At 46.1% G+C, this 17,317-nt stretch carries 15 protein-coding genes; 9 read left to right on the top strand and 6 right to left on the bottom strand.

Features of this window, described 5'->3' with window-relative positions:
• Positions 1 to 14: 14 nt before the first annotated feature.
• A complete protein-coding gene (locus tag BK127_RS27305) occupies positions 15 to 896 on the bottom strand; it encodes an ABC transporter permease (protein ID WP_083689640.1) in 882 nt (293 codons plus the stop codon).
• Positions 897 to 1,225: 329 nt separating this feature from the next.
• Here BK127_RS27305 and BK127_RS27300 point away from each other — a divergent pair, with 329 nt between their 5' ends.
• On the top strand, positions 1,226 to 2,116 hold the full coding sequence (locus BK127_RS27300) for an AraC family transcriptional regulator (protein WP_076235000.1): 891 nt from the start codon (positions 1,226 to 1,228) through the stop codon (positions 2,114 to 2,116).
• 95 nt (positions 2,117 to 2,211) lie between these two features.
• Here the strand turns inward: BK127_RS27300 and BK127_RS27295 are convergent, their stop codons facing one another.
• The 3 genes from BK127_RS27295 to rpiA all read right to left on the bottom strand — a co-directional run bounded on the left by BK127_RS27295 (position 2,212) and on the right by rpiA (position 6,880).
• Complete coding sequence (locus BK127_RS27295) at positions 2,212 to 3,753, bottom strand: SAM-dependent methyltransferase (protein WP_076235174.1); 1,542 nt, start codon at positions 3,751 to 3,753, stop codon at positions 2,212 to 2,214.
• Positions 3,754 to 3,838: 85 nt separating this feature from the next.
• Entirely contained in the window at positions 3,839 to 6,097 is a 2,259-nt protein-coding gene (locus BK127_RS27290) for a helix-turn-helix domain-containing protein (RefSeq protein WP_076234997.1), read from the bottom strand.
• Between the two features lie 114 nt (positions 6,098 to 6,211).
• Entirely contained in the window at positions 6,212 to 6,880 is a 669-nt protein-coding gene (gene rpiA, locus BK127_RS27285; RefSeq protein ID WP_076234994.1) for a ribose-5-phosphate isomerase RpiA, read from the bottom strand.
• Positions 6,881 to 6,996: 116 nt separating this feature from the next.
• On the opposite strand from rpiA, the gene BK127_RS27280 reads away from it, so the two are divergent.
• Positions 6,997 to 7,644 (top strand): hypothetical protein, encoded by a 648-nt coding sequence (locus BK127_RS27280; protein ID WP_179097621.1) that lies wholly within the window; start codon positions 6,997 to 6,999, stop codon positions 7,642 to 7,644.
• A gap of 17 nt (positions 7,645 to 7,661) precedes the next feature.
• Here BK127_RS27280 and BK127_RS27275 read toward each other — a convergent pair whose 3' ends face one another.
• Both BK127_RS27275 and BK127_RS27270 read right to left on the bottom strand, forming a co-directional pair.
• On the bottom strand, positions 7,662 to 8,288 hold the full coding sequence (locus tag BK127_RS27275) for a DUF2812 domain-containing protein (RefSeq protein ID WP_076234989.1): 627 nt from the start codon (positions 8,286 to 8,288) through the stop codon (positions 7,662 to 7,664).
• An 18-nt stretch (positions 8,289 to 8,306) separates the two neighbouring features.
• Positions 8,307 to 8,618, bottom strand: coding sequence for a PadR family transcriptional regulator (locus tag BK127_RS27270; RefSeq protein WP_076234986.1), 312 nt, complete (start codon positions 8,616 to 8,618; stop codon positions 8,307 to 8,309).
• Between the two features lie 349 nt (positions 8,619 to 8,967).
• Here BK127_RS27270 and BK127_RS27265 point away from each other — a divergent pair, with 349 nt between their 5' ends.
• From BK127_RS27265 to BK127_RS27235, 7 genes are all read left to right on the top strand, one after another.
• Entirely contained in the window at positions 8,968 to 9,636 is a 669-nt protein-coding gene (locus BK127_RS27265) for a response regulator transcription factor (RefSeq protein ID WP_076234984.1), read from the top strand.
• A gap of 3 nt (positions 9,637 to 9,639) precedes the next feature.
• Positions 9,640 to 11,055, top strand: coding sequence for a HAMP domain-containing sensor histidine kinase (locus BK127_RS27260; protein ID WP_076234982.1), 1,416 nt, complete (start codon positions 9,640 to 9,642; stop codon positions 11,053 to 11,055).
• A 62-nt stretch (positions 11,056 to 11,117) separates the two neighbouring features.
• Complete coding sequence (locus BK127_RS27255; RefSeq protein WP_076234980.1) at positions 11,118 to 11,903, top strand: DUF3919 family protein; 786 nt, start codon at positions 11,118 to 11,120, stop codon at positions 11,901 to 11,903.
• Between the two features lie 24 nt (positions 11,904 to 11,927).
• Complete coding sequence (locus BK127_RS27250) at positions 11,928 to 12,962, top strand: ABC transporter substrate-binding protein (RefSeq protein WP_179097620.1); 1,035 nt, start codon at positions 11,928 to 11,930, stop codon at positions 12,960 to 12,962.
• An 87-nt stretch (positions 12,963 to 13,049) separates the two neighbouring features.
• Positions 13,050 to 14,705: an ABC transporter permease gene (locus BK127_RS27245; protein ID WP_076235172.1), complete on the top strand. Its 1,656-nt coding sequence runs from the start codon at positions 13,050 to 13,052 to the stop codon at positions 14,703 to 14,705.
• Between the two features lie 18 nt (positions 14,706 to 14,723).
• The gene (locus BK127_RS27240) at positions 14,724 to 15,806 is read left to right on the top strand and encodes an ABC transporter ATP-binding protein (RefSeq protein WP_076234976.1); all 1,083 of its coding nucleotides are present in this window, start codon (positions 14,724 to 14,726) and stop codon (positions 15,804 to 15,806) included.
• Between the two features lie 91 nt (positions 15,807 to 15,897).
• On the top strand, positions 15,898 to 16,911 hold the full coding sequence (locus tag BK127_RS27235) for an extracellular solute-binding protein (RefSeq protein ID WP_076234974.1): 1,014 nt from the start codon (positions 15,898 to 15,900) through the stop codon (positions 16,909 to 16,911).
• Positions 16,912 to 17,317: the final 406 nt, after the last annotated feature.

Below are 17,317 nucleotides of genomic sequence, written 5' to 3'. Positions count from 1 at the left end.
GCACCGTCCCTTTCTTAATACAGGCCGCTTTCACCGAATTTTTTGGCCATTCGATTTGCGCCCACTACAAGCACCAGCCCGATCAGCGATTTAAACAAACCGACTGTTGTGCTGTAGCTGAATTGTCCCTGCTGAATCCCGACATTATAGACATACGTATCGAATACTTCGCCTACCTCGCGGTTCATCGAATTGAGCATCAGGAAGATTTGTTCAAATCCGGTATCCAGGAAAGATCCAAGTCTCAGAATGAACAGAATAACAATAACGCCGCGGATTGCTGGAAGTGTAATATGCCACAGCCGTCTGAATCGTCCGGCCCCATCAATCGTTGCCGCCTCATACAGTTGAGGATCAACCCCTGCCAATGCTGCCAGGAAAATAATCGTTCCCCAGCCGGTTTCCTTCCATACGACCTGAGATACGATCATCGTTCGGAACCAGTCACTGGAAATTAGAAAATCGATTTTGGGAAATCCCAGAGCTGCCAGCATATCATTGACAATTCCACCTTCCGTTGTGAAGAAGATATAAGAGATCCCGACAACCACGACCCACGATACAAAATGCGGAATGTATACAATGGTTTGAATCGTGCGCTTGAAGGCTTCCTTGCGAATTTCATTCAACAATAAAGCCAGTACAATCGGCAGTGGAAAAAAGAACACCAAATTGTAAATAGCCAATATCAGTGTGTTCTTGAACAGCATACCGAAGGATGCATCAAAGAAAAAACGTTCAAAATGCTTCAGTCCGACCCAATTGCTATTCATCATGCCGAGAGCCGGTTGATAGTCCTGAAAGGCAATAAGCAACCCCCACATCGGAAAATAGCGAAAAATAATAAAGAAGAGCATACCCGGGAGTGCCATCAGATACAGCCACCTGTTTTTCATCAGACGTTGTAATCTTCGGCGGGCTTTGCTCCGGTTGGCCGTTTGTGCCGGCACAGAAGTTAGTTCCACCAATCATCGTCCTCCTTCATTCCTGTTGATAGCGTCAGCATACCAAGGACTCCGAATTGCGCTCAATAATCAACAGCGCTCCAATTGCTATTTCCCAGTGATATCAAGGGTTTAGCAGCGATTTAGCATGGATAATAATCACTAGCGTCCCTTATCCGTAATCATTGAAAGCAGGCCCGCAGACCCAACATCATCGTGCACGAAATGTCGGATGAAGGTTTTCAATTCCTGTTATTGTATGAATCAAGGAGGTCAAATAAATGGATTTGCTTAAGAACATGAATAATGCGATAACGTACATGGAGGAAAATCTTACGAGTGATATTGATTTAAAAGAAGCAGCAAGACGGGCTTACTGCTCCGAATACCATTTTAAAAGGATGTTTTCCTTTCTCTCAGGCATCACGTTATCGGAATACATCCGACGCAGACGCCTTACTCTGGCAGCATTTGAGTTGAAAGAGAGCAGCGTAAAGGTCATTGACATCGCGATCAAATACGGTTATAGCTCTCCTGATTCGTTTGCAAGAGCTTTTCACCATTTGCATGGTATTACACCGTCAGAAGCCAGAAATAATGGCCATTCTCTGAAAGCCTACCCGCCTATGACCTTCCAGCTAACCATTAAAGGAGGAATTGAAATGAACTATCGAATTGAAGACAAAGAAGCATTTCGCATTGTTGGTATTAAGAAAAGAGTTCCGATTATTTTCCACGGGGTTAATCCGGAGATTGCCTCTATGTGGAAAAGCTTAGATGCTGAGACGATCCAGAACCTTAAAGGCCTTTCCAATGTCGAGCCTATTGGACTGCTTAGTGCATCGACAAACTTTTCTGAAGGCCGGATGGAGGAAAAAGGGGAGCTTGATCACTATATTGGTGCAGCAACAACCAAGGTGTGTCCGAATAATCTCACACAGCTCGAGGTCCCTGCCTCAGCATGGGCTGTATTTGAAGCCATCGGACCCTTTCCTGATACGCTGCAGAATGTGTGGGGCCGTATTTATTCCGAATGGTTTCCATCCTCCAGCTATGAACAAATAGAAGGTCCGGAAATGCTGTGGAATGCAGACAAGGATGTAACCTCACCCACTTTTAAAAGTGAAATATGGATACCGATTGTGAAAAAAGAAATGAATCCAACGGAGTAAAGTACAGTTGTGCGGCAGGCGGATCGCTCTGGATTTATGGATCCAGGGATCTTCCTGCCGCATCTGATAATCGGTCCTTGGAGGCTAGCGCCGACCTACAATAGATCCAGTAGCGCCAAAGCTCCTTCATGATCAGGCTCCAAGGCTGTAGCTCTATAGGCATAATTTCTTGCAGCAGCTTCTTTGCCTACCTCATAATAGCAAAGCGCCATCGTGTATAGGATATGAGAATCTGCATCATCTACATAACGTGATCGTTCAAAGAAGACCAACGCATCCTCGAACAAATCCATTTGAACCAGCAGCCTACCGCAAGCTAAAGCTAAATCCGGTTTCTCCTCCATGGGGTAGTAGCTCTTCCACATCGTATGCAGACCATGACAAATATCTTTCATTGCTTGCTCACTGCATGTGGGCAGCAGCTCCTCGATGCGCTCAGCGCTATGAAGGAACAACTGAGCATCGTAACCACTTAATCTCCAGAAGGCATGCAGCTGCGGCAACTCCATGACAGACGTTTGCTCCTCAAACCAGGCTTTGAGACTAAAAAAATCATCCGGTCCAAAGCGATCTACAAACCGCCGATATGCGAGACGGGTATGGGCATAATTGATCGGTTCCTGAAGCATAAGGATGCAGCCCACATTTAAATTGTTATATTGATGCGTCGTGAATAAGGTTAACGCACCCATGTGCTCACAAACATATTGAATAGCATGGTAGTTGGCCTCCAAAGAGAAGCTGCCATGATGAATCAGCTTGGGAGGTTCGGCAAATTCCCAGCTTTCCAATCGATGATCTCCCTTATCTGCGGTGAGCAGACAAAAGCCTGCTCGCGACAATTGCCCAAGGCGTTCCAAACAGGCCAGTCCCACTACCGGAAGCAGAACGTGCGAATCCTCCAGCTTGTCCGTGTACAGCTCTATAAGGCTGCGGTAAGGGTACGAATCCTGTTCGTATTCAGCCGCTCTGCGATAATGGTACTCAGGAATGATGGTTCCTAGCACATCCGACGGAGTTTGCTTGGTGGCTCCATTCGGGACATGCAGCGCAACGTCACATTCAAATATGCGGCCCTCATCCACATACAGCAGTTCCTGCGGGATACTGTCAAAAAAATAATTCGCGATAATCAGCAGCGGCTGCTCCAATTCAGCAGGTCCTATACGCTCGCCTGATTGCGTCAAATGCAGCTCTGTGCCCGTCACCGCATCGAATTGAGCAAAATCCAATATCCCCTGCTCGACATAGGGAGCCAAGCTCTCATGCTGCTGCCAATACGAAATATTGCGGATAGCTAAGTCCGTCATGACATAACGAAAAGGAGGCAGCGGGAGGCCTGCATAATCCTTAAGCTCACATAACTCCTTAAGAACCTGACAGGCTAATCGACCCGAGCCTGCTCCAAGCTCCACAATCGTAACGGGTGCGGATGTAAGGCCTAATCTGGCTCTATCCTGAAGAAAACCGAAGATGATTTCCGCATATGCAGTCGCAATCATCGGATTACTCGTGATGTACTGCGGAACTTCTTCACTCTGCCAGGCACGAATTCCTTGTTCCTCATAATAAGCTCGCTGCAGCTCCCAAATAGGTGCTTCACTGAAACGATATTTAGACGGTTCGTTATGGTTCATACTGGATAACCTGCTTTGCTTAATGGATTTAAACGCAGCATAAAGGAGCTCCGGGTATACATAACCTGGCTCCTCTACGATGCGTTTACAGCTCACTCATTTTCTGTTCCCGATATTGTCCCGGCGTCATCCCTTCCAGCTTACGGAACTGCCGGATGAAGTTTTGTGCATTCGTATATTGCAGTCGCTCAGCGACTTCCGTGATTTTCATATCGGTTCCACTCAGCCAGCTCTTGGCCATATCATGTCGATACCCGGCCAAATAGTCGCTGTAGTTCATTCCGGTTTCCTTGCGGAACATCCGGCGAATATAGTGGGTACTGTAATTCAGACGCAGCGCACACTGCTCAAGCGTCAGATCACTGTCATAATGCTCCTGTACCAGATCCATTACCGAGCGGGAAATGCTTTTGCCTGATGATTCATGCCGCTTGCGGGTCAGTTCCATCATAGGATAAATGATCTGGGTCTTGAACCAGTCTTCAATTTCCTGCGGCGTCCTCAGACTGAACAGCTGCTCGTACTCATTGCGGTGATCCTGAGAGAACAGCTCTCCGGTATCCCCCATATCGTAGAGCATTCGGGCGAGATCGGTCAGCAGCATCGCGAACGACATCCGGTACAAGTGAGGATCGGTTTCGACTCGAAGTACATCCTGTATGAACTGCTGGAGAAGCTCTCCGGCCTTGTCCTTATCGAGAAAGGAGATTGCCTGCGTAAGCTCGGATACCAAATGATGCGGATAATAATGACGTGACTCCTGCTGCGGCTTCAGATCATCCAGATACAGAATTGCCTTTTCTCCAAGACGAATCCGGTATTGAAGAGCTTCCTTCGCTTCCAGAAAGGCTTGCGACGTTGTGTAGAGCAGCTCATACGGCCTGCTGATCCCGATACTGACCTTCAGCTCCAAATATTCAGCAGCAGCCCGCTGAACCGACTCGGCCAGACTGCCCAGCTCACTTAACAGCTCGCTCTGATTGTCGGCATCACTACCGACAAGTGTCACCTGATAATTACCAATCGGCATCGCATGAATTCGCTGCGGTGGCGGAATCAGCTCGGACGCCATATTATTAATGGCAAACAGGAGCAAATCCTGTTCATTCGCATTGTAGCGGGTTTGCGCAAGTGTATCGATTTGCAGAACCAGCACCGCATAACGGCGCCAGACCGGGAATTGAAACTTGGCTGCTTTGTCCTCCAGCTCGCTGCGATACAACTCGCCCTGAAACATTTTCAACATAAAATAATCGATCAGCTGTGCGGATTGGATCTTCATTTGCCCCTCCAGCTGTTCATTGGACTGATGCAAGGATGCAAACTGCGTACCAATCCATTGCAATTCATCCTTAACCGCAGCGCCTCCACTCGTAGGCTTGCTGTGACGCATCGTAAATTCCATCAGACTGCGCACTGGAAAATACATGCGTCTGGAGCCCCAATAAGACAGCAGTCCGGTAAAAAGCAGCAGCAGCACAACAGCTGTCAACGTTGCCCAACCGATCGAGGCGGACTCCTTCTTCGCTTCCTCCAAAGGAATGATCGACACATACGTCCAGTTGTTATAGCGAGACTGGTTATAGATAACACTGTACGAAACTCCCTGTGAAGTGCTGTTGATATAGCCATGCGTCTGATCCGTGTTTTTGAGCTCCTGCAGCCAGGGCTCGGATGCAACGCTTTGGCCGATCCTCTGCACATTGCTGTGTATAATAATATTCATTTTATCGTCCAGAATCATCGTTTCCCGAGTTGAAAAGCCCTGCGTGAGCAGCTTGGCAAGCTCCGTATTGGATACACGGACGGACAAATAACCCTTTGGCTCAGCAGCCGTGGCAGGAATGGCCTTCACCAGCTTCAAGCCGGCAAAAGTTGGACTCTGCTCCGGCATCCAACGGGAATTATTGGCAGCATTCAAAGAAACGGGTATCTTCGCTGTATCCGTTCCAAAGTAAAAACCGCTATCCTTGATATACCAGCCGTTCTGAAGACTATGCAGCTCGATGTCTTTAACACCAAGCTCATAGGTTTGAACACTAAGAAGTCCTTTAACGAGCAAATCCACATCCTGAAAGTCTTCAATTTCCATACGTCTCGATACAGAATTGACAACCAAAGGCGTTTCTGCGAAACGGCCTGATACTTGCTCAATAACTTTGAGAATTTGCTCGACGCGGCTTTGCGACTGCTGCAGGATGAACACGTTGGCTTCGTTAACTTTAGTTTGAACCGTGGAAGTCGATTGGAAGAATGAATAGATACCGAGAAATAGGAGCGGAATGGTGCTGATCAAGGTAGTAAATGTCATAAGCTTGATAAAAAAAGAATATCGCGAGGGCATACTGCTTCCTCCATACTGCATGTATAATGGTTCTCATTGTATCATATACTTGCGCTTTTGAGGACAAATCTTGGCGAAGAACCTTCACTTCGCCAGACTGTCCTACAAGCCCCATCAATTGGACAGTATCTTCGTTGATCCGTCCTTATAGCCAACAACAACCGAGCTTGCCATTTGGACAAAAAGTCCATGCTCCACAACTCCCGGTATCGAATGAATTTGGGTTCCCAGCTCTTGCGGCAGCAGGATTTTCTCAAATTTGCAGTCCACGATCCAGTTGCCATTATCGGTCACAAATTCCTTGCCGTTATCCAGACGCAGCTGCGGTTTGCAGTCCAGTTCTGTGAGACGGTTAATCGTTAGATTGGAGGCAAATGGCACGATCTCGACAGGCAGCGAAAACCGTCCCAGATGCTGCACCCGCTTCGATTCGTCCACGATGACAATAAACCTTTTGCTATGGAAAGCGATGATTTTTTCCCGCAGCAGCGCACCTCCACCACCCTTGATCAAATTCAGCTGATCGTCAACCTCATCGGCCCCGTCTATGGTCAGATCAATACTTGTGATTTCGGAAAATTCGACCATCGGAATACCAGCTTGTCTGGCCAGATCCTCTGAGCTTTGTGAGCTTGCCACCGCACGGATATGCAGTCCTGCTTGTACTCGCTGCCCTATCTGTTGAATCGCCCAATAGGCAGTAGATCCTGTTCCGAGTCCTACAATCATTCCCTCTTCAATGAATTGGACAGCCTGCTGAGCGGCAATTTCTTTTGGATTCATAGCTATCACTCCCTGCTATTTGCATGATCGATCACTTTGATTATAAATCAGGAAAGGCTGGAATGGTAATTTCCCTATGGTACAATAAGGAAAATAGAATGGAAGGGATTGATTCCATGCATTCTCGCAATCGTTTAATCGCTGCTGTAAGCTTAATCATACTCACACTGGTCTTATCCTGGACATATCCTGACGCAACCCCATTAGGCGAACAATGGTTAACAGCGGTAGGCTTGCCTACATGGTCAAATGGCCATTCCGGTATTAATTATTTTAGTATTTTACTTTTGCTGATTGCATTTACCGGCTTGTTTTTACTGAGATCGTCCTTATACAAGCATCCGCGTATAATAGTGCTCGCGGCTATCATCGCACTATTATGGCTGCCAGCAAACCTGGTTATCGGCTATCAAACCGTGTTTGCAAAAGGAATTTATACATTGGAGTATGACAAGCAAGGCAGCAGCTGCAGCTTCAAAAGAGAAGAGCAGTGGCTGAATGGCAGCTGTACCTTAACGTTTATTAACCATGGACAGAGTGTCGATTTTTCTGTCATGATTCGAAAAGAACCGTTTCCGAACAACGCTTTCCTTGAGCAATTGGATGTGCTAGGTGATCAAACTCTTCACATGGCCGCCCATAATAAAAGCTCCATAACAGTAACCTTCAAAAAATGGGTCGGGGATGTCGAAACACCTTTTAGCGGAAGCATGTCGGGCTTTGATATTACGGTCAAAAATGAAGTCGCCCAAAGGCATTTGTAGAACTTAGTTTGTAAAACTTATTTTGTATAATGACCTTCTTGTGATTCCTTGTACAGCTTATTCGCTTTATAGGCCAGGATAAAACATACAAGGATCATAACCGGAATCAGCATCCAGAAAAACCCTCTGAATAAGGCAAACGGTGTTTCAAAAAGAAAGGCCTGCCAAAAAATCGCTCCGCTTTTCTCCCATAATCCTTGTGTATAATACAATAATTTCGGGTTCAAAAAAGCCTTCACATCAATCGAGTCAGTAGTCGTCAGTACAACGAACAGTGGGATTAAGGCAGTAGCCGTTGAGACCCATATTTCTGAAATTCTTTTATATCTTGCTGCTTTGGAATCGGTGTCCGAGAAAATATCCTCGCTTCCGTGAGCGCCTGAATTTTTAAAATATTGAGCGCCGGAGCTTTTCGTTCCGGCGATATGCTTCCAGCCGCTGTCTTCAAATAGTGCGCGGTAATCTTCAAAATCCTCTGTTTTCTTAAAGGTGCGGTAATCCATTTTTATCGCTGCATGTTCGGGCTTGGCTGGTTGAAACTTATACCCGAATGATTTCCCTGTGAATATATAGCCTTGCCTCGCCATTTCATTCAGCCACTCTTCTTCCTTGTCAAAATTAATAAAAAACTTGAATTTTCTCATCACGATTTCCCTCATTTCTCATCTCAAGGTAAGTTTCGTAACCTCAATCATGTGATTCATTCTTTCAAAGTCGAGACGCAGGATTTCCTGTCCCAGCTCTGTGATCGCATAAACCTTGCGCCGGCTGTCCTCACTGGTAACGGGCTGTATAAATTTCAGCTTCAACAAGTTTTCAATAGCTCCGTAAAGTGTCCCCGCCGCCATTCTTACCTGTCCGCTGCTGAGCTCCTCCACCTTTTGCAAAATCAAATATCCATGAGCCGGTTCGATCAAGGACAGAAGAATATAATAAACGGTTTCCGTCAGTGGTAAATGTTTGTCTCTACTCATGGTTCCCCTCCTTTTACTCAACGCGACTGTATATAGTTCAAATGTATAGTTATACTATATACAGTTTGGCTGTATATTGCAACCCCATGAAAGGCTCCATTTACTTTTTGGCAAGGTAGCGTTAAGTTATAAGAAAAACTTCTGATCGAAGCCTATTCGAGGAAGATACATCCGTGTTTTAAATGTAGCTTTTCTTGCAATATCAGAATATTCAGCTCTGCTGAAAATTTTTAAATTCTGATATTATAATATAATCCGGGTCGTGCATACTAGATAATCGACCTTACCCTATGCTTGGAATCGACGCTTGCTGTATTTTCATACTAAGAGGTTTGGAAGGTGTTTAACTATGAATATATTAATTATCGAGGACGATCCCAGTATTCAAATGCTGCTCAAGCTCAGTCTTGAGGTTGAAGGCTTTCAAACGACGGTGGCCGGATCGGCGGCAGCTGGCATGGACACATTGGCGGCTCAACACACGGATCTGATCCTGCTCGATCTGATGCTGCCCGATCGCTCCGGCTTTGAACTCCTCCAAACGCTCCAGCAGCACTACAAAACGATTCCCGTTATTGTACTCAGTGCCAAAAATGAGATGAACGATAAAATACTCGGCTTTCAGCTGGGAGCGGACGACTATTTAACGAAGCCCTTTGAAACAAGGGAGCTGATTGTACGCATCCGGGCAGTTATCCGGCGAATGAACACCACGAGCTCAACCCCTGAAACTATCCAGGTAGACAAGATCGAGATCGACAAGCGGGAGCGTTCTTTAAAGGTCGGCGGCACCCTCATCAAAACGACCAGCAAGGAGTTTGATTTTATGTGGCTGTTATGCAGCCATCCCAAAGCCGTATTTACGCGTGAGCAAATTCTGGATCAGGTATGGGGCTTTGAATTTTATGGACAGACACGCTCCGTCGATATGATGGTGAATCGGCTGCGGGAAAAGATGAAGCCCTATGACCATTTAGTCGCAACTGTACACGGTACCGGCTATAAGCTGGAGGTATAAGCCATGGGACTGCGAAATAAGCTGTTTCTCCAACATACCGTGACCATTATTATGCTGCTTACCGCCATGTATTTTATCGTAAATTATACAATTAGCAAAAGCATGATTGAACGCGATATCCGCACCTTGAGCCAATACAACACCTTGCACCGCATCGAAGCGTTAAAAATTGTCAATGATAAAAGAATCAGCATCGAGCAGCTGTTCTCCGGAACCTATGCGCCGCTTATTGCTTCACATCTGGCTGCTAACAGCAACTTTCAGGTCCAGCTGTTTGCTTTGGACGAGACGATCGTTGGCAATAGCGGCGACAAAGAAAATTTGCTTAAACGTGATGATATTGAGACCGCTTTGACAGGGCAAAAGGCTACCGTGATTACGGAATCTGAGGATACGCAGTATTTAATTTATTCGGCCCCGTTTATGTATGAGGGTAAAATTGTCGGCGGATTTCGGTACTTGCTTGATCTGAATCAGCACGTCCAAACACTTGATGAAATGAGATATTGGTTTATTGGTGTAGCTTTGGGATGCCTGCTCTTATCGTTACTGGCAAGCTACTCCTTCTTTTCTATCCTGATGAAGCCGCTGCACGATTTGAAGCAAGCGCTCAAGCTTGTATCTGTCGGTGATTTCAGCAAAAAAATTGTCGTGAACAGCAAGGATGAAGTCAGGGAGCTGGCTAAAGACTTTAACCACATGTCCGATTCCTTACAGCACCATATCGAGATGCTGCACTACGAGCAAAGTAAGCAAAAAACGTTTTACGACAATATGACCCACGAATTGAAAACACCACTCACCTCCATCATCGGCTTCTCCGATTTGATCGCACACATGGATCAGAAGGACGATATCCGCAATTGCAATGTGTACATCCGCAAGGAAAGCGGCCGTCTGCTGAACATGGTCGAGGAGCTGCTGCAAACCTCACTCAAAGGGGAAGAGGCATGGCGTGTGAAGCTGCAGCTCATGGATCTGGCAACCGTGATCACCGACAGTCTGCGAATTCTGGAGCCAACCCTGCACAAGTCATCCATTACGACAACCCTGCATATAGCGCCATGCGATGTGTATCTGGACCCGGAACGGACCCAGCAAGTGCTGTTCAATGTGATTGACAATGCGATTAAGCATAGCGAATGCACACATCTGGATATTTTGCTGGAGGATTATGAGGGACAAGGCTGTGTTCGCATTGTTGATAACGGCAAAGGAATCTCCGAGCAGGACAGGCTCACCTTATTTGTACCGTCCGAGCATAAGCAGGACCGGATTATATCGGCTCAATCTCATGGACTCGGCTTGCCGCTATGCAAACAATTAATGGAGCTGCAGGGCGGCAATATCGTGATAAACAGCCGGACAGGTGTCGGGACTGAAGTACAGCTGCAATTTAATAAGGGACTTTTCTGGTGAAAGGTTGTTACAAAATTGATACAAACCTACAATTTTTTTGAGATAAAAGGAGCGTAAAGTAAATGCCAGAGGAAAAGAAAGGGCTTTCATGGTTTCGCCTCATCTTACTACAGGTTGTTGTTGGCTGCATATTGATAGCCGTGTGTGCCTATACCTTTCGCATCCCTGTGGATGAAGTTCGCATCGTTCCGCCTCAGCAGGATGACCGCGACAAGGTAGCCGGAGTTCCCATGCGCGTCAATATCACCTACCCAGGCCTTGGCACCATCTCGATTGATGACCCAAAGGAGCTTCTGAAATTATCCAATACCTTCTCAGGACTATTGTCCGTCGGCAAGCAGCAAAATCCAGCTAAATCTCCACGGCTGCTGCTTACAGGCTCGATGGCATATCTGGATCAGGAGGACATTCCTTTTCAAGTCGAGACCAACGCCTTCCGTTTCGGTGATGAATCAGTCAATTCACTCAATGTCAGTGCCGAAATTCGCAAGCTGCAAAGTACGCTCATCGATAAAACGCTGACTTCAGATACCATTGGAGCCGCTATGGACGATACTCGTAACGATGTGTTCTCTTTGCAGCAAGGTGAGCTTACCCTGCTAACAAGTGCCCAACGGGAAGCGCTTACCGTCAAAATGCGTTCGGCTATCCGCGTCATCGACTTCAGCCATTTTGATTACCTGGCAGAGCGGCCTGACGCCCACTATGTTGTACGGCTCACAGATGACTCCAAGTCCAAGCAGCATTGGCTACATCTGGACCGATACAATAACGCTTACATTGTGGTATTCGACCTGTTGGATGAGACCAACCAAAGAGCCTATTTCAAATTGAACGATGCCTCATAACAATTTGAAGGGATGATGGATGGAATGGCTAGAAAGAAAAATAATACACCTGTCATAGTTTTATCAGTAATTGTAATTGTGCTTATAGCGGGGTTCTTTATGTACAAATCCGGCGTGTTTGGCGGCAAGGCTCAAGGCAAAGTAACCGTATATTCGATTTTCCAAGAGGAAGAAGCACGTAAAATCATGGATAAGTTTAAAGCGGATACTGGAATCGACTATGACATTTTACGTTTGCCAAGTGGTGAAGCGGTTTCAAGAGTACAAAATGAAATGGGTAAGCCGCAAGCTGACTTCCTGATGGGTGGTCCCGCAGATTCCCATGAGGTATTGAAAAAAGCTGGCGCATTGGAAAACTACATCTCTCCGAATGCCTCGGATATTCCAGATAACATGAAGGATAAAGAAGGCGCATGGACTGGATTTTATTTAAATCCAATTGCAATCGGTATTAATACTCAACGTTGGAAAGAAAAATACGGAACAGCCGCTTATCCGGAAACCTTTAAAGATCTGTTAGATCCTAAATATAAAGGTGAGATCGGGATGTCCGATCCGGCTACTTCCGGTACTTCCTACACAGCTGTTGCATCGCTCGCTCAAGTATGGGGCAAGGATGAAATGCTGAAATACATGACTCAACTGCTGCCGAACCTGAAGGAAAGACCGAAATCCGGTATCGAACCGATTCAAAAGGCCGGTAAAGGCGAATATACCATCGGGATTACGTTCCTCGGCGACCAAATCAAAGTGAAAAATCAAGGCAATCCGATTATTAGCATCGTACCGGAAGCAGCTGGCTATGAAGTAGGCGGATTAGCTATTGTCAAAAATGGCCCTAACACGGCAGCAGCCAAAAAGCTGATGGATTATATGTTAACTGCTGAACCAGGCAAAATATACACAGAATCTGCCTATTCCGTCTCCGTGAAGCCAGGCGTTCCCGTTCCACCAGGCGGCGTCGATATCAAAACGACCAAATACAATAAATCGTACAGCTTGTGGACAGCAGCCGAGCAAAGAAAAGTATTGCAGGATGCATTAAAGGATTTGAAATAAGTTGAACCATTGCGGCATAGCAGGACGGCCAATGTCTTGCTATGTCTCCATTGGAAGATTCAGAAAGGTGGTAGCTCTCCCCCTATGATGAAAGAAAAAAAAGGCATCGGGGAGTCGATAGGCCGGCTCGTCAGGGATCCCTCTTCACTCATGCTTGTATTGATCAGCTTTATCATTCTACTTTTATTTGTTGTCTATCCACTCGTGTTTGTCGTTTTTATTCCTAGTGGCGAAGACTGGATCACTTTTTTTAGCAAAGGCCGTTACGGCACAGCACTGATGAATACGATAGTTAGCTCCTCGCTATCCGCAATCACGGCAACGATATTCGGTTTCATTTATGCTTATGCGATTAACTACAGCAACATCAAAGGTAAAAAGTTTTTCCGCTTTATTGCCTTCTTACCGCTGCTGGCTCCTTCCGTTATGAGCGGTCTAGCTTTTCTGCTGTTGTTCGGCAGAGGCGGCATGGTGTCCCAATATTTGAAATTATGGTTTAATGTTGAGCTTGACTTATACGGGTTACCTGGACTATGGATTGTTCAAACCATCTCCTATTTCCCGCTTGCGTATATGACAATAACCGGCGTCCTGCGTTCGATCTCACCGAACCTGGAGGTTGCTGCACAAAACCTGGGCGCACGAGGCTTTAAGCTGTTTCGCTCGATTACCTTTAAGCTTGCGCTTCCGGGTGTTATCAATGCCTTCTTGCTTGTAGCCATTAACTGTTTTGCCGATTTTGGTAATCCGAAGCTGATTGGGGGCAACTATTCCCTGCTGGCTGTTGAAATTTATGGTGAAATCATTAATAACCAACCCGGACTCGCTTCGGTTATGGGGATCATCTTGGTCATTCCTGCCCTGCTTGTTTTCGTTATTCAAAACAAACTGTTGTCCAAAGGCTCCTATTCGACCATTACAGGTAAACCTGTTTCCGGCCTGAATCGGGTGACCACCTCCAAAAAAACCGATATCATGCTCTTTTCATTTAATACTTTGATGTCCATTTTCATTATTGCGATGTTCGCCATTACGATCTTGTTCGCTTTCACAAAAAACTTTGGCCGAGACAATACATTCACACTGGATCATATGATGAAGGTTGTGTTCAGCACTTCCAGTCCTGCGGTGCTTAACAGCTTGGTGCTCTCCTTAATCAGCTCCCTTCTTGCTGTGGCGTTTGGGCTCGTATTAGCGTATGTGGTAGTACGCAAGCCTTTCCCAGGCAAAAAATTGCTGGATTTCACGGCTGTGCTGCCTATCGCTTTACCGGGTACCTTCGTAGGACTCGCATTGATCGTAGCCTTCAGCTCCGGACCAATTATTTTGCAAGGGTCTGCTGTCTTAATTATCGTAGCGATGCTGCTCAAGCAGATGCCTGTTGGTTATCGTGGTCTCAGTGCTTCCTTCAAGCAGGTGGATAAATCCATTGAAGAAGCATCGATGAATCTTGGCGCTGACAGCCGAAAAACACTAACAACAATCGTATTTCCGATGCTGCAAAAAACGATCGTCGCGAATTTCGTTTATGCGTTTATGAAAAACATGAACACCTTAAGTACCATTGTCTTTTTAATTACACCTCAATGGGTCGTTGCGGCTGTGTCCATTTTCAATTATGCAGAGACAGGCACCTATTATTGGGCTGCCGCAGTTGCTGTGGGACTGATGGGCGCAACATTGGGTACGCTTGGTATCATTAAATTGATTTTCCGTTCTAAAGTGAAGATATTTGATTTCTAGAGGCTGGGAGTGGGAATAATGGGTACAGAAATATTACTTGATCTCAAAAACGTGAATAAAGTGTTCGGCGTCAATCACGTTTTGAAAAATATTAACTTGCAGATTGAACGAGGCAAATTCATTACTTTCCTGGGTCCGAGCGGCTGCGGAAAAACAACCCTGCTGCGTTCGATCGCGGGCTTCTATACGGTCGATGAAGGGGAAATCTGGATCGATGGGAAGCTGATGAACGATTTGCCTCCTTATAAACGAGGAACTCCCATGGTATTCCAGGAATACGCGCTGTTTCCTCATATGACCGTATTTGATAATGTAGCCTACGGCTTGGATGTTCAAAAGCGCCCTGAAGGTGAAATCCAGGATCGGGTGAAATCCGCATTAGCCAAAGTGAAGCTGACCGGACTGGAGGAACGCTACCCGCATCAAATGTCCGGTGGACAGCAGCAGCGTGTCGCTATGGCCCGCGCACTCGTCATGGACTCTCCGATTATTTTACTGGATGAGCCGCTCAGTAATTTGGACGCCAAGCTGCGTGAAGAGGTACGGGTCGAATTGAGAAATATTCAGCTCGATCTAGGCTTAACGGTCATCTATGTGACCCATGATCAGGTGGAAGCCTTATCGATGTCGGATCATATCGTTGTGTTTAATAAAGGGGCGATCGATCAGTACGGCACCCCTCATGAAATCTATTACAAGCCTCGCACCCAATATGTAGCCGATTTTATTGGAACGACTAACTTTGTCGATGCGGTCGTTTTGCAACTCGAGGGTGATCAGGCGACTGTCAAATACGGCAAAAAAAATGATATCGTTACCGTTCAAACCAATGAACAGCTTACGGTTGGGGAGAATGTGCTATTAAGTGTCCGACCGGAGTCGATGCGTATCAACGGACCCGATGCAGGGGAATTTATTATGGATGGAGTCGTCGTCACCTATTCCATGTTTCTCGGTGAAAAGGAGCGGTATTTCCTTTCTGGTGATGACGGTAAAGAGTGGATTGTCGATGTATATGACATTGGTCAGACCTCTTATCAGGGAATCGTAAAAATACATGCCTCAGCCAATAAAATTCATTTGATTAAAATCAGCAATTGAAATAGATTAAATTAAGAGTTAGAAATAAGAGCTATGAAAGGAAAACAACCGTTTTCCTTTTTTGCTTATGTATGTGGAGGAGGCGGTTGGGATGTGGAAAAAAGGCCTTGTATTCTTGATGCTTCTGGCAAGCGTGATCATTATCTATACGTTGTACTCGGGCAGCCCCAATAACCAGCCGCTCAAAGTTTATGTTATTTTTCAGGAGGATGAAGGCCGGATTCTGTTGGAAAAGTTCAAAAAGCAGACCGAGCAAGCGTATGAAATCATTCGCATGTCCAGCGGGGAAGCCAGCTATCATCTGCTGACCATGAACAAAAGCGGAATTGATGTTGTGCTGGGTGGACCCGCTGACCTCCACGAGCAATTAAGAAACAGCGGCAAATCCGTAAGCTACTTCTCCCCGAAGAGCGATAACATCCCGCTGCAGTATAAAAATAAAGAGGGCTATTGGACGGGCATGTATATGGGAGCACTTGCGATCGGTGTCAATCAACAAATATGGCAGCGCGATCCTAAGCTGGCCTCATTACCGCTGCCGCAGCGGTATGAGGATTTACTCCTGCCTGAGTTAAAGGGCAAAATCGAAATTCCGGACCCTGAAACCTCCGGCACCGGCTATACGCTGTTGGCCTCTCTTGCACAGGAGCGTGGAGAAGATGCGGCCATTCAATTGATGCAAGCTTTGAAGAAGCAAAGCTCATCGACCACATTCGCCGGAATTACTTCGGCCCAACGGCTTGCCGTAGGCGATGTCGCCGCAGTCGTATGCTTTCTGGGCGATCAGCTTCGCTTTACGAACTCAGGCTATGACATCCACTCCTTTATTCCGCCCCAGGCCGGTTGGGAGATCGGAGCTGTGTCCATCCTGAAAAGCGGGAACAACACGACAGCAGCCAAAAAGTTGGTCGATTTCGTCCTGTCCAAAGAAGCACAAACCGATTACATGAATGCCGCCTTCTCTCTCCCTGTACTTCCCGACATTCCAGTTCATCCTCTGCTCTCTCATGTGAAGCTGGAGAATTTGTTGGTTACGTATCGGTTTGATGTTGCCGCTCAGCGTCGTGAGCAGTTGTTGACGAGGTGGCGAGCTGTGAAGGAGTGAAGGTTGTGTGAAGGCCGATTTGTTCGGGCTAACTTGTCATGAAAAAAAGGAACCCAGCCAATGGGGCGTAGGTTCCGAGATTTTTATGATTTTTAGAGAGTGAGAGATAAGGAAAATCAATGCGTAAACCCTTTTGCAGCAAGTGTTTGAACTTTTTAGCCAAGATAATTTATTAATTAATTTTATACGCTAAGGTAATCTGTACAATTTATTTTTTATCAACAACCTACCATACTATTAAATGTTACTCCACTGACCTCTTCGCTGTAAGTGGAGGTTTTTTTGTACGTTAAAAATAAAGAGGGGAAGAAATCTTTGTTATCTATATAGAATGAACTCGTGTTTTAAACAACCGACCAATTCGGGTAATGATGTAGAAAAGACCGAAAAGGAAGGGATCAGAGAT

Source organism: Paenibacillus sp. FSL H7-0331, from assembly GCF_001956045.1.
The sequence above is the reverse complement of the archived record's forward strand: the minus strand, read 5'-3'. Positions and strand labels throughout refer to the sequence as shown.

Coding starts and splice junctions, on each gene's coding strand:
- BK127_RS27305 (WP_083689640.1), bottom strand. CDS start 896: ATGAAAAACAGGTGGCTGTATCTGATGGCACTCCCGGGTATGCTCTTC.
- BK127_RS27300 (WP_076235000.1), top strand. CDS start 1,226: ATGGATTTGCTTAAGAACATGAATAATGCGATAACGTACATGGAGGAA.
- BK127_RS27295 (WP_076235174.1), bottom strand. CDS start 3,753: ATGAACCATAACGAACCGTCTAAATATCGTTTCAGTGAAGCACCTATT.
- BK127_RS27290 (WP_076234997.1), bottom strand. CDS start 6,097: ATGCCCTCGCGATATTCTTTTTTTATCAAGCTTATGACATTTACTACC.
- rpiA (WP_076234994.1), bottom strand. CDS start 6,880: ATGAATCCAAAAGAAATTGCCGCTCAGCAGGCTGTCCAATTCATTGAA.
- BK127_RS27280 (WP_179097621.1), top strand. CDS start 6,997: ATGCATTCTCGCAATCGTTTAATCGCTGCTGTAAGCTTAATCATACTC.
- BK127_RS27275 (WP_076234989.1), bottom strand. CDS start 8,288: ATGAGAAAATTCAAGTTTTTTATTAATTTTGACAAGGAAGAAGAGTGG.
- BK127_RS27270 (WP_076234986.1), bottom strand. CDS start 8,618: ATGAGTAGAGACAAACATTTACCACTGACGGAAACCGTTTATTATATT.
- BK127_RS27265 (WP_076234984.1), top strand. CDS start 8,968: ATGAATATATTAATTATCGAGGACGATCCCAGTATTCAAATGCTGCTC.
- BK127_RS27260 (WP_076234982.1), top strand. CDS start 9,640: ATGGGACTGCGAAATAAGCTGTTTCTCCAACATACCGTGACCATTATT.
- BK127_RS27255 (WP_076234980.1), top strand. CDS start 11,118: ATGCCAGAGGAAAAGAAAGGGCTTTCATGGTTTCGCCTCATCTTACTA.
- BK127_RS27250 (WP_179097620.1), top strand. CDS start 11,928: ATGGCTAGAAAGAAAAATAATACACCTGTCATAGTTTTATCAGTAATT.
- BK127_RS27245 (WP_076235172.1), top strand. CDS start 13,050: ATGAAAGAAAAAAAAGGCATCGGGGAGTCGATAGGCCGGCTCGTCAGG.
- BK127_RS27240 (WP_076234976.1), top strand. CDS start 14,724: ATGGGTACAGAAATATTACTTGATCTCAAAAACGTGAATAAAGTGTTC.
- BK127_RS27235 (WP_076234974.1), top strand. CDS start 15,898: ATGTGGAAAAAAGGCCTTGTATTCTTGATGCTTCTGGCAAGCGTGATC.